Origin of the sequence: Nocardia otitidiscaviarum (genome assembly GCF_007362295.1) — a bacterium.
GTDB lineage: Bacteria > Actinomycetota > Actinomycetes > Mycobacteriales > Mycobacteriaceae > Nocardia > Nocardia otitidiscaviarum.
Map to the genome: position 1 here is coordinate 5,654,549 of NZ_CP041695.1, position 12,071 is coordinate 5,666,619.

13 protein-coding genes and 1 pseudogene are annotated in these 12,071 nt (G+C 69.3%); 4 read left to right on the forward strand and 10 right to left on the reverse strand.

Annotated features, from left to right (window positions below):
- Positions 1-199: 199 nt before the first annotated feature.
- The 4 genes from FOH10_RS25400 to FOH10_RS25415 form a co-directional block, all read right to left on the reverse strand.
- Positions 200-1,357: an acyl-CoA dehydrogenase gene (locus FOH10_RS25400; RefSeq protein WP_039810597.1), complete on the reverse strand. Its 1,158-nt coding sequence runs from the start codon at positions 1,355-1,357 to the stop codon at positions 200-202.
- A gap of 170 nt (positions 1,358-1,527) precedes the next feature.
- On the reverse strand, positions 1,528-2,283 hold the full coding sequence (locus FOH10_RS25405) for a TetR family transcriptional regulator (RefSeq protein ID WP_143982614.1): 756 nt from the start codon (positions 2,281-2,283) through the stop codon (positions 1,528-1,530).
- Positions 2,284-2,339: 56 nt separating this feature from the next.
- On the reverse strand, positions 2,340-2,855 hold the full coding sequence (purE, locus tag FOH10_RS25410) for a 5-(carboxyamino)imidazole ribonucleotide mutase (RefSeq protein ID WP_143982615.1): 516 nt from the start codon (positions 2,853-2,855) through the stop codon (positions 2,340-2,342).
- Positions 2,848-4,023, reverse strand: coding sequence for a 5-(carboxyamino)imidazole ribonucleotide synthase (locus FOH10_RS25415; protein WP_244962120.1), 1,176 nt, complete (start codon positions 4,021-4,023; stop codon positions 2,848-2,850). Before FOH10_RS25415 ends, purE begins: the two co-directional genes overlap by 8 nt.
- A gap of 113 nt (positions 4,024-4,136) precedes the next feature.
- On the opposite strand from FOH10_RS25415, the gene FOH10_RS25420 reads away from it, so the two are divergent.
- A complete protein-coding gene (locus FOH10_RS25420; protein ID WP_029925691.1) occupies positions 4,137-4,679 on the forward strand; it encodes a GtrA family protein in 543 nt (180 codons plus the stop codon).
- Positions 4,680-4,682: 3 nt separating this feature from the next.
- Here FOH10_RS25420 and FOH10_RS25425 read toward each other — a convergent pair whose 3' ends face one another.
- The 3 genes from FOH10_RS25425 to FOH10_RS25435 all read right to left on the reverse strand — a co-directional run bounded on the left by FOH10_RS25425 (position 4,683) and on the right by FOH10_RS25435 (position 7,298).
- The gene (locus FOH10_RS25425) at positions 4,683-5,990 is read right to left on the reverse strand and encodes a sensor histidine kinase (protein WP_029925689.1); all 1,308 of its coding nucleotides are present in this window, start codon (positions 5,988-5,990) and stop codon (positions 4,683-4,685) included.
- 69 nt (positions 5,991-6,059) lie between these two features.
- Positions 6,060-6,737: a response regulator transcription factor gene (locus FOH10_RS25430; RefSeq protein WP_029925688.1), complete on the reverse strand. Its 678-nt coding sequence runs from the start codon at positions 6,735-6,737 to the stop codon at positions 6,060-6,062.
- Positions 6,738-6,773: 36 nt separating this feature from the next.
- On the reverse strand, positions 6,774-7,298 hold the full coding sequence (locus tag FOH10_RS25435) for a PH domain-containing protein (protein ID WP_039810487.1): 525 nt from the start codon (positions 7,296-7,298) through the stop codon (positions 6,774-6,776).
- A gap of 147 nt (positions 7,299-7,445) precedes the next feature.
- Here FOH10_RS25435 and FOH10_RS25440 point away from each other — a divergent pair, with 147 nt between their 5' ends.
- On the forward strand, positions 7,446-8,399 hold the full coding sequence (locus tag FOH10_RS25440; protein ID WP_143982617.1) for an acyl-ACP desaturase: 954 nt from the start codon (positions 7,446-7,448) through the stop codon (positions 8,397-8,399).
- Between the two features lie 74 nt (positions 8,400-8,473).
- A complete protein-coding gene (locus tag FOH10_RS25445) occupies positions 8,474-9,346 on the forward strand; it encodes a serine/threonine-protein kinase (RefSeq protein WP_186000584.1) in 873 nt (290 codons plus the stop codon).
- Here the strand turns inward: FOH10_RS25445 and FOH10_RS25450 are convergent.
- On the reverse strand, positions 9,324-10,121 hold the full coding sequence (locus tag FOH10_RS25450; RefSeq protein WP_143982619.1) for a biotin--[acetyl-CoA-carboxylase] ligase: 798 nt from the start codon (positions 10,119-10,121) through the stop codon (positions 9,324-9,326). The two genes, FOH10_RS25445 and FOH10_RS25450, sit on opposite strands and share 23 nt — an antisense overlap.
- A 124-nt stretch (positions 10,122-10,245) precedes the next feature.
- Between FOH10_RS25450 and FOH10_RS25455 the strand changes: the two are divergent.
- Positions 10,246-10,577, forward strand: a pseudogene (locus tag FOH10_RS25455) (GNAT family protein).
- A gap of 714 nt (positions 10,578-11,291) precedes the next feature.
- Here the strand turns inward: FOH10_RS25455 and FOH10_RS25460 are convergent.
- Both FOH10_RS25460 and FOH10_RS25465 read right to left on the reverse strand, forming a co-directional pair.
- Entirely contained in the window at positions 11,292-11,648 is a 357-nt protein-coding gene (locus FOH10_RS25460) for a hypothetical protein (RefSeq protein WP_143982620.1), read from the reverse strand.
- A 14-nt stretch (positions 11,649-11,662) separates the two neighbouring features.
- Positions 11,663-12,043: a DUF1707 SHOCT-like domain-containing protein gene (locus tag FOH10_RS25465; protein ID WP_143982621.1), complete on the reverse strand. Its 381-nt coding sequence runs from the start codon at positions 12,041-12,043 to the stop codon at positions 11,663-11,665.
- Positions 12,044-12,071: the final 28 nt, after the last annotated feature.

Consider the following 12,071-nt stretch of genomic DNA (forward strand, 5'->3'; position numbering starts at 1 on the left):
TACTGCTCCCCTCACCCCGGCCTGGACAGCCCCGAAATCGAGCCCCGCCACCCGAAGGATAAAAAGGAAAACTCCGGCTAACCGCCCACCCCGCAGTCCAGCGGTGGGTCGGCCACCGGAGTTATCCCATGGCTACACAAGAGATTTCAGCTGCACGCGCGGATTCTCAGCCGCGCGTACGAAATCCCGCGCGGTCCGCTCAGCGCAGAATGGCGCGCGACATCACCAGGCGCTGAATCTGGTTGGTGCCCTCGTAGATCTGCGTGATCTTGGCGTCGCGCATCATGCGCTCCACCGGGAAGTCGGTGGTGTAGCCCGCGCCGCCGAAGAGCTGCACGGCATTGGTGGTGACCTCCATGGCCACATCCGAGGCGAAGCACTTGGCGGCCGCGGAGATGAAGCCGAGGTTCTGCTCGCCACGCTCGGCGCGGGCGGCGGAGGTGTAGACCATGAGGCGGGCGGCCTCCACCTTCATGGCCATATCGGCCAGCATGAACTGGGTGTTCTGGAAGTCGGCGATGGCCTTGCCGAACTGCTTGCGGTCCTTGGTGTAGGCGATGGCCGCATCCAGCGCGCCCTGAGCCAGGCCGACGGCCTGCGCGCCGATGGTGGGGCGGGTGTGGTCCAGGGTCTGCAGCGCGGTCTTGAAGCCGGTGCCGGGCTCGCCGATGATGCGGTCGCCGGGAACCTTGCAGTTCTCGAAGTACAGCTCGGCGGTCGGGGAGCCCTTGATGCCCAGCTTGTGCTCCAGCGGGCCCACCACGAAGCCCTCGTCGTCCTTGTGGACCATGAACGCGGAGATGCCGTTGGCGCCCTTGTCCGGGTCGGTCACGGCCATGACGGTGTACCAGTCGGACTTGCCGCCGTTGGTGATCCAGCATTTGGAGCCGTTGATGATCCAGCCGTCGCCGTCCTGGCGGGCGCGGGTGCGCATGGAGGCGGCGTCGGAACCGGCCTCCCGCTCGGACAGGGCGTAGGAGGCCATCTTGCCGGCCACGATGTCGGCGAGGACCTGCTGCTTGAGTTCCTCGGAGCCGTTGAGGATCAGGCCCATGGTGCCGAGCTTGTTCACGGCCGGGATGAGCGAGGAGGACCCGCAGACGCGGGCGACCTCTTCGATCACGATGCAGGTGGCGACGGAGTCCGCGCCCTGGCCGCCGTAGGCCTCGGGCACGTGCACGGCGTTGAAACCGGCGGCGTTGAGGGCGGTCAGCGCCTCCTCCGGGAACCGGGAGTTGCCGTCGACGTCCTTGGCGTAGGGCGCGATCTCCTTCTCGGACAGACCGCGAATGGCCTCGCGCAGCTCGTGGTGGAAGTCCTCGAGCTGGAACAGATTGAAGTCGGGGTTGCCCGCCATGAGTTCACTCCTGGTTCGTGGTTTCGGATCGCCGCTGCTCGCCAGCGCCATCTCCAGCATCTCGGCACTCAGTGCCAACCGTCGCCGAGTATACGCCGCCAAATCGCGGCCACGTGCGGTTACTACCCCATCAGGCCGTGGCACGCAGTGTCAGATTCGACACGTGCGGATCAGTCCAGGGTATCCAGGCGACGGGCCAGCAGATCGGCGACCTGCCGGGGCGACAGCGTGCGCGGGAAGACGGCCACGACCAACTGGTCGGATTCGTCCGCGGCGTCGACAACGCCCCGCGGAATGGCATCCAGTGCCGCCCGCAGATCGGCCGGGCTCGCATCGGACTCCCCGCGCACCATCCGGCGCAGCAGATAGTTGTGCGTCGCCGTCACCGCCGCGGTGAACTGCACCAACGCCAGATCCGATTCCCCGCGCAGGCGTTCGCGCAGGTAGTCGGTGAACAGCCGCTCGTAGCGGAAAACCGTCACGATCTCGCGCTCCCGCAGCGCGGGCACCTGCCGCACCACGCGATACCGCCGCGCCGCCAGCTCCCGCCACTGCGTGAACCGCTCGAACACCCCGACGACCGCCGCGAGCACACCCGCCCACGGATCGCCGTCCCACCCGTCCAGGAACTCCCGCGCCTGCGCCAACTGCGATTCGTGATCGGCGAAGACCACATCCTCCTTGGCCCGGAACTGCCGGAAGAAGGTGCGCCGGGAGATCCCCGCCGCCTCCGCGATCTCATCGACCGTCGTCGCCTCGTACCCCTTCTCGGCGAACAACCGCAACGCCTGATCGACCACGGTCAACCGCCGCGCGGTCGCGATGGCTCCCCCGCCGCCGCGTGCCTTCGCCGCACCGGCGGTCGCGTCGCGAACCCGTGCCGCGGTGCCGTCGCCACGCTCGGGCGTGCCCCTGGAGTCACCCATGCGGTCTCGAACTCAGCTGTCGCGGAATGGAGTTCACGGTGCGGTGGCCGCCGGGCTCATCCCAGCAACCGGGCGCGCAGGGCGTCGTCCTTCTCCAGGACGAGCTTCTCCAGATCGGCCTGGAACTGCTCCATGCGCACGCGCAGGTCCGGATCGGCGGCGGCCAGGATGCGGACCGCCAGCAGGCCCGCGTTGCGCGCGCCGCCGATGGAGACCGTGGCGACCGGCACGCCCGCGGGCATCTGCACGATGGACAGCAGTGAGTCCATGCCGTCCAGGTACTTCAGCGGCACCGGGACGCCGATCACGGGCAGCGGGGTGGCCGAGGCGACCATGCCGGGCAGATGCGCCGCACCGCCCGCGCCCGCGATGATCACCTGGATGCCGCGGCCCGCCGCCTCCCTGGCGTAGTCGAGCATGCGCTGCGGGGTGCGGTGCGCCGACACCACACCCACCTCGAAGCGAATGCCGAACTCCGCCAGGGCTTCCGCGGCCGCCTGCATGGTCGGCCAGTCGGAGTCGGAGCCCATGATCAGGCCGACCTGCGGCGCGGTGCGCTCGGTATCACTCATGATGCGGATCCCATCCGTCGGTCCATACCGCGTGCGACATCCAGTGCGCCGCCCGCTCGGCCTGCTCGCGTGTGGCGGCGACGTCGTCGCCGAGGATATTGATGTGCCCGATCTTGCGGTCGGGCCGCTCGCCCTTGCCGTAGAGGTGCACCCGAGCGTCCGGCATGCGGGCGAACAGGTGGTGCAGCCGCTCGTCCATGGACATGGCGGGGGCTTCGGGCGCGCCGAGGATATTCGCCATCACGGTGACCGGGGCCAGCGGCGCGGTATCGCCCAGCGGATAGTCCAGCACCGCGCGCAGATGCTGTTCGAACTGGCCGGTGACCGCGCCGTCCATGCTCCAGTGGCCGCTGTTGTGCGGGCGCATGGCCAACTCGTTCACCAGCAGCTCACCGGCATGGGTCTCGAACAGCTCCACCGCCATCGCGCCCGTGGTGCCGAGTTCGGAGGCCAGCCGCAGCGCCAGGGCCGACGCCTCGGTGGCACGCTGCTCGGGCAGCTCCGGGGCGGGCGCGATCACCACGGCGCACTGGCCGTTGCGCTGCACGGTCTCCACCACCGGCCAGACGGCGGCCTGCCCGAACGGCGAGCGCGCCACCATGGCCGACAGCTCACGCTTCAGGTCCACCTTGGCCTCGGCCAGCAGCGCGACACCGTGCGCCAGCTGGTCGTCGGCGATGCGGGTGGCCTCGGCGGCATCGGCGGGCATCCACACGCCGCGACCGTCGTAGCCGCCGCGCACCGCCTTCAGCACGAAGGGCCAGCCGTGCTCGTCACCGAACGCGACGGCGTCGGCCGCCGACGCCACGGCGGTGAACGCCGGCACCGGCACGCCCAGCTCCGCCAGCTTGCGGCGCATGGCCAGCTTGTCCTGGGCGTAGACGAGCGCGCCCGGCGGCGGCTGCACGTTCACGCCCTCCGCGATGAGCGTCTCCAGGTGCTCGGTGGGCACGTGCTCGTGGTCGAAGGTCACCGCGTGCGAGCCGACCGCGGCCTTACGTAGCGCGGCCAGGTCGGTGTGGGTGCCCAGCACCACCTCGGGTGTCACCTGGGCGGCCGGGTCGTCGGGCCGTTCGGCGAGGACGCGCAGCCGCTGCCCGAGCGCGACCGCCGCCTGATGGGTCATCCGCGCCAGCTGACCGCCACCGATCATGGTGACCGTGGGCATGGCCGAGGAATCGAAGGAACGTGCGCTCACGTTCGACAATATTGTCATGGTGCCCCGGGGCCCCGTGCCTGCGGGTTGCCGACCCGGTATCGCGGGCACGTAGACTCGGCCTCGTGTCATTTGTCGACGACGTGGTAAAACTGCTGCCCACACCGCTGCGGGATCTCGCGATCCGCCATCACGAACTGATCAAGTTCGCGATCGTGGGCGCCACCACGTTCGTCATCGACAGCGGCATCTTCTACTTCCTGAAATTGACCATTCTGGAACCGAAGCCGGTAACCGCCAAGATCATCTCCGGGGTGATCGCGGTGATCGCCTCCTACATTCTCAATCGCGAATGGACGTTCGAGAATCGGGGCGGACGGGAGAAACACCACGAGGCCCTGCTGTTCTTCGCGGTCAGCGGTATCGGCGTGGTGCTGAGCTTCACACCGCTGTGGATCTCGCGGTACATGCTGCACCTGCAGGTGCCGAATATCAGCCTCACCGCCGAGAACATCACCGACTTCATCAGCGCCTTCATCATCGGCAATATCCTGCAGATGGTGTTCCGGTTCTGGGCCATGCGGCGCTGGGTCTTCCCCGACGAGATGCGCCAGATCGAAGAGGAACTCGAGGATCTGCTCGGCGAGGAACAGCTCGGCCACAGCTAGCCGCTACCGCGGTTCGGCGACCACCTCGCCCTGGACGCGATTCGCGGCGGGCGCGCCCAGGAAGACCGCGAACAGCGCCGGGCGGCGACGCTGCAACTCCAGCCGGCCGCCGTCGGCCTCGATGAGGGCGCGGGCCAGCGCCAGCCCCACACCCGTGGAACCACCCGCCGAGAACCCGCGGTCGAAGATGTGCGGGGCGAGTTCGTCGCGCACCCCGTGGCCCTCGTCGGCCACCTCCACGCACACCAGCGGCTCCCGGTCCCGCCCGCCCGTCACCGTGCGCACCGACACCGTGCAGGTGCCACCGCCGTGCATGAGAGCATTGTCGACCAGCACCGCCACCGCCTCCCGCAACCGGGAACCGGTGATGGGCGCGCGCAGCGTCGGATCGCCCGCCAGCACCAGTTTGCGACCCGCCTCCGCGAACGGATGCCGCCATTCCGACACCACTCCGCGCAGTTCGTCGATCACCGGCACCGGATCGCGCTCGGCCGCGCCCTCGTCCCGGGAGGCGCGCACCAGATCGTCGATGGCGTCGGTGAGGCGATCCACCTGCGCCATGGCCTCCTCGGCCTCGTGCACCACATCCGGGTCCGAGTACTCCGACAGCTCGTCCAGGCGCAGGCGCACCGCGGTCAGGCGGCTGCGCAGCTGATGCGAGACGTCGGCCACCAGGGCGTGCTCGCGTTGCAGGCGGCCCGCGATCTCCACGGTCGCCGAATCCAGCACATCGGAGACGCGATCCAGTTCGGTGATGCCGTGGCGGCGCGGGTCGGCGCGGAAGTCGCCCATGGCCAGCCGGGCGGCGCGGGCCGCCACATCGCGCAGCGGGTCGGCCACCCGGCGCGCGGTCACCGTGGCCACCGCGATACCCGCGCCCAGCGACAGCAGCACCAGGCCCGCCACCGCGCCGAGCGCCTTGCGCTGCATCGAATGCATCGGGGAGGCAGGGGTTTCCAGGCGCAGCGAGACCGAGGTGCCCATGGACAGTGACTCCACGATGGGATCGTCGACGTAGTCGACGCCGACGTCCACGCGGTGCGCGACGGTCCGCTCGGTCGGATAGATAATGGTCAACCGGCCGCCCGCCGGAATGAGCGGGCGCACCGAGCGCAGATCCAGCTCACCGTGCACCAGACCGTCCGGTTCCTGCGCGATCACCTCCGTGGAGATGCGTTCCAGGCGGCCGCGTAGATCGTTGCGGGTCATATCCTCGACCCACTGCCACGCCGTGTATGCCAGCGGAATGCCGAGGACCAGCGTCGTCAAGGTCAGTGCGGCCACCATGGACATGAGAATTCTGCGCCGCATCGTCGACATGCCTCGCTTCACTGGGGGCTGCTCGGTGGTGCGCGCCTGCGCACGGACCAGGCTGTTCACCTAGTCGGTATTGAAGCGGAAGCCTACGCCGCGCACCGTCACGATCCGGCGCTCGGCCACCGGCCCCTCGTCGCCGATCTTGCGGCGCAGCCACGACATGTGCATGTCCAAGGTCTTCGAACCGCGCAGGTCCGCGTCACCCCACACCTCGCGCAGGATGGTCTCGCGCGGCACCACCTGTCCAGCCCGGTCGATCAGCACCTTGAGCAGTTCGTACTCCTTGTTCGCGAGATTCACCTCCACCCCGTTCACCAGCACCCGGCGCGCGGCGGGCTCCAGGCGGATACCGCCGACCTCCACCGCCTCGTCCCCGATTCCGCTGCGGCGCAACAGCGCCCGCACCCGGGCCAGCAACTCGGCCAGCCGGAAGGGTTTGCCCACGTAGTCGTCGGCGCCCGCGTCCAGGCCCACCACGAAATCGACCTCGTCGGTGCGGGCGGTGAGCATCAGCACGGCCAGATCCGCGCCGCGCGCCCGCACCTGCCGGCACACCTCGAGGCCGTCCATCCCGGGCAACCCGAGATCGAGGATCAGCAGGTCGTGCTCGCCCTCCAGGGCACGCTGCAGGACCGCGGGGCCGAAGCTCTCCACGGTCACCGAATAACCCTCACGCCCCAGCGCCCGCGACAGCGGTGCGGCGATGGCCTCGTCGTCTTCGGCCAGCAGTACGGCGGTCACGGACCCAAGACTACGGGTAGAACCGGGCCGAACGCGCTAACGACCGTTGCCGTTGCGCGGGTCCTGTTGCACCACATCGAAAACCTGGTGATACACCAGCCCGTGCACCTGCTGCACCCGCGGGATGTCGGTGAACTCGAGCGGCTCCTCCGACGCCGAGGTGATGGTCAGGGTGCCCGCGCCCAGCAACCGGTCGGACAGGCCGTGACTGAACTGCACACTGGAGATGCGCGTCATCGGGATGTCGATGCCGGTGTGAGTGAGCACGCCCTCCCGGACCAGCACCCGGCGGTCGGTCACGATGAAATGCGTGGTTCGCCAGGCGATCAGGGGGACGATGCACCACCAGATCACCAACAGCACCCACGCCACCGGCACCGCGATCATGAACGCGGTGCGCAGTATCCCCAGCGGAGCGCGCGAAGCGAGACCGAAGCCGAAACCGGCCAGCGCGGTCACGAAGATGAACGCGACGGCGGGCAGGAACAACATCTTCCAGTGCGGATGGCGATGCAGCAGCAGCTGTTCGTCCGGTGCCAGCGCTTCCTCCGGATATGCCATACCGGCAGATTACCCCGGAAGGATGCTTCGAATACCGCACGCGGGACCTTGTTCTGCGGCACAATCGTTCGGCTGTAGGGGGAACCATCAGCTAGTCCCGCGCATGTGCACAGTCCTGCTCCACCCCGCAAGACACAGGAGGCGTGTGTGACCAAGGATCTGACCCAGCTCGAAATACTCATGGCACTGGAACCGGTGGCCGAACAGAATCTGAATCGGCACCTGTCCATGGCCAAGGACTGGCATCCGCACGACTACGTGCCCTGGGACGAGGGGCGCAACTTCGCCGCCATGGGCGGTGTGGACTGGGATCCCGAGCAGTCCAAGCTCAGCGAGGTCGCCAAGGTCGCCATGGTCACCAACCTGCTCACCGAGGACAATCTGCCCTCCTACCACCGGGAGATCTCCGAGAACTTCTCGATGGACGGGGCCTGGGGCACCTGGGTCGGGCGGTGGACCGCCGAGGAGAACCGCCACGGCATCGTGATCCGCGACTATCTGGTGGTCACCCGCGGCGTCGACCCGGTCGCGCTGGAGCAGGCGCGCATGGTGCACATGACCAACGGGGCCAAGTCGCCCGCCGAATGGGGCGGTTTCCTCGACAATGTCGCGTACGTGACCTTCCAGGAGTTGGCCACCCGGGTCTCGCACCGCAATACCGGCCGGGTGTGCGAGGACCCCGTCGCCGACCGCATGCTCCAGCGCATCGCGGCCGACGAGAACCTGCACATGATCTTCTACCGCACCCTGTGCGGGGCCGGACTGGATCTGGTGCCGGATCAGGCCATCGCGGCGATCACCAAGGTGCTCACCAACTTCGTGATGCCCGGCTACGGCATGCCCAACTTCCGGCGCAACGGCGTACTCATGGCCAAGCACGGCATCTACGATCTGCGCCAGCATCTCGACGAGGTGGTCAAGCCCGTGCTCAAGCAGTGGAATGTCTTCGAGCGCAACGACTTCGGGACGCGCGGCGAACAGGCGCGCGAACAGCTCGGCACCTGGCTGGAGAAGATGGAGGCCGATGTGCTCAAGTTCGAGGAGCAGCGCGACCGGCTGCTCGCCCGCGAGGCCGCGCGCGGCGAACTGCAGCCCGCCTGAGCGTTTTCCAGCCGTTATAGCCAGGCCGTAGGGTGTTCCCCCAGTGAGACTTGTCCGGTACGAGAGGATCTGGCGTGGGGGACGGTCAGCTGGGTCGGTACCGCCTCGACGAACTGCTGGGCAGTGGTGGATCGGGGCAGGTCTGGCGTGCGCACGACACCCTGACCGACCGCACCGTGGCACTGAAGGTGCTGGCCCCGGCTCTCGCCGCCGACCCCTCCTATCGGCGGCGCTTCGAACGCGAAGCCCGCGCCGCGGCCCGCCTGCGCGGGCCGCACGTGGCGCTGCTGCACACCTTCGGGGAGCTGGAGGGACGGCTGTTCATCGAGACCGGTTTCATCGACGGGGTCGATCTCGAGGCGCTGCTGGAATGGGAGGGGCCGCGCCCGCCCGCGTCGGCCGTGACGCTCATCGCGCAGGTGGCGACGGCACTGGACGAGGCGCACGCGGCCGGGGTGATCCACCGGGATGTCAAGCCCGCCAACATCATGGTGGCGCTCGACGACATCGCCTACCTCATCGACTTCGGCACCGCCCAGCAGGACGGGCAGACCCCGGTGACACTCTCCGGCATGGTGGTCGGCACCCCCGCCTACATGGCCCCGGAACGGTTCACCGGCACCGCCTCCGCACGCTCCGACATCTACTCGCTGGCCTGCGTGCTCTACGAATGCCTCACGGGCGAACGACCTTTCCGCGACCGCAACCCGGCCCGCCTCATGTACGCCCACGTCAATGCCGACCGCCCCCGCGCCTCGGTGGTCCGCCCGGAGCTACCGGGAGCACTGGACGCCGTCATCGCCCGCGGCATGGCCCGCGACCCAGCCGACCGCCATTCCAGCGCGGGAGAATTCGCGACCGCCGCCCAGGCCGCGCTCGCAACCCCCGGCCCCCCGACTCTGATCGGACGGGTCAGGAGGTTGCTCAGGCCGGGCGCAGGTGGGTGACGTCGCCCGCGGTGACGGCCTGGTCGCCGATGCGCAGGCGGCCGTGGTCGTCGATGCCGGTGGCGATGCCGGTGAGCGCCTGGCCGTTGGGGAGTTCGGCGCGGACCTCGGCGCCCAGGGTGGCGCAGCGTTCGCGATAGGCGGCGGCGAGGTCGGTGACCGACCAGTTCGCGGCGCGCCAGGCGGTGAGGCGGCGGGCGAATTCGCGGAGGATGGCCAAGGCCAGATCGGTGCGGTCGGTGTCGGCGGCGCCCAGCAGGGCGAGCGAGGTGGCGTGCGGGACCGGGAGTTCGGCCTCGGTGAGGCTCACGTTCAGGCCGATGCCCATCACCACGGCGGGATCGGGTGCGCTCGCCGCGACCTCCGCCAGAATGCCGGACAGTTTGCGCCCGTCGACCAGCACATCGTTCGGCCACTTCAGCGCGGCGTCGACGCCCGCGACCGCACGCACGGCGTCCACCACCGCCACCCCCGTCAGCAGCGGCAGCCACCCGAGCACCTCCGGATCGATCCCCGGCAGCCGCACCAGGATCGACATGGCGATCTGCGCCCGCGCCGGACTCTCCCACGCCCGCTCGTGCCGCCCCCGCCCCCGTTCCTGCGCCTCGGCGAGCAACACCACCCGATCCACCCCCGGATCCGCCGCCCGCGCGACCAGATCCGCATTGGTCGACCCGGTCGACTCCACCACCTCGATCCCGGTGAAGAACCCCAACTCTGCCGCCCCGGCGATCTCCCGCCGCAACCGCTCCACATCCAAAGGCGCCCGTTCCATGCCGGGCACGCTACTCCCCCACCCCCGCCACGTGATCCGGCCGCACTCCGTGCGAGTCCCTCCCCCGGCATCACCGGACGCGCTGCCCGTACTCGGATATCAGTGGCGTCGAGCACGTCCGACCATGCGGAACCCGACGGTGATTCGATTGCGCGCGAGCGTGGGACCCGTCGAATACCCGAGACTCGTCGAGATCTGGCGTAGCGCGGTCGATGCCACGCATCACTTCCTCGCTGCCCCGGACCGCGACGCGATCGAGGGGCAGTTGGCAGGGTCGTACTTCCCTCAGGTCCGGTTGACGTCGCCGAATTCGACGGCCGCACCGTGGACGTCAACGAACAGAACGATCAGGCCGTCGGCTTCTATGTCCGCAAGGGGTTCGTCGTCACGGGCCGCAGCGAGACGGACGGCGAGGGGCGCCCGTATCCGCTACTGCACCTGACGCTGAGGAGTTGACCGCCCCGGTCTAGCCGCTCCGGCTCGGCAACGCACGCCCGAGGACCACGCGCTCGCCGCATCTCGTCGCCGGCGCGAATCGCGGGCCGAAAACCGGCGACGCATCGACGGCCACAGCCCCCGCAGTCCGAGTCGCGCACGCGGAGGCCGCCTTGGCTACGGCGCGCGGGGATTCACCGGCGGTCGCGAGCGCGGCGGTAGCCGAGCGCACATCGGCCCGCCGCTCGACGCCATCGGCCGGAGAGCCGACCGCGGGTTCGGTCGCTGCCGCCCCGGGTCGAGTCTCTGAAGCTCCCTTCCGCTCCAGGCCATTTCGCCTCTCGGGGGCGTTCCCGGCGGGCCGCGCCGGAGCCCGGTGGCTGTTCGACTCGCGGCCAACCGCCCTGCGGCCGCCGGGCTCGCCCGCCCGGCGAGCGCCGTGGCCTTCGGTGCGGGCGGGTTCGGTGCGCTGTGGTTCGGTCCAGGGTTGTGGGTCGGTGACGGTCGGTTTCGGCGTGCCGGTCCGCCAGGTTGTCCAGCTCGCCGCGGCCGCGTGTTCGGCGTGGTGTTCGCTCCAGGCCCACATGTGCGTCTCCGCTCGGCTCGGTATCGGGTGGTGCTCCGAGAGTCCCACCGCGACCCGGGTGAGCACGAGCGATTATTTCCACCCGGACGAGCGAATACCCAGGTGAAGCAGGGTTTTTCGACGTTCAGGAAATGTCCGGACCGGACGGGTCAGCGGTCGACGGGGATGTCGCGGGGTTCGAGGCCCAGCGCACCCTGGACGAAACGCCGCACCGCCGTGCGGCCGTCGGCGAGAGCTGTGTCGTAGCCGTCGCGGGCCCAGCCGGAGATGACGGCGGTGCCGTCGCCCTCGGGCGTCGCGCCGATCTCCGCGACCATCTCGGCGGTGGTGGGCACGCACACCGCCCAGGAGAAGTGCGTCTCGTCGTCCCATTCCAGCGCCCGCCGCACCACATAGTCGGGATCGGTGATGCCGCCATCGACCAGCGCGGGCCGGTCGTCGATGCGCTCATCGGCGCGCAGGGCGCGCAGATACCATCCGCCCGCGTTGATCTCGATGGGTTCCATACAGCCTTCCGTCGTCAGTGCCAGCGGCCGTGCCCGCGGCGGTCCCCGAACAGCAGCGCGCCCACCAGCGGAATGGCGAGGAAGAACCACCACTGGTGGGTCACCAGAAACAGGATCAGCGCGAGAATGGTGACCACCGGCATCACCCGTTCGGGCACTCCGGCGGGTAGACGGAATCCGCGCGCGGCCGGTTTCGGCTTCTCCAGCGACACCGGCGCGGGCAGATCCGTGAACACCTGCTCGAGATCGCCCCGCGTCACCGCCGCCGCCACGATCGCACTGCGCTCGTCGAATTCGGCCACGCTCAACCGCCCGGCGGCGAAGTGATTCGACAGCCGCCGCATGGCGTCCTCGCGTTCGGCGGTGCCGATGCGAATGTCGGGTGGTTCAGCCATACACCGACCTTAGCGCCAGCGCGAACGG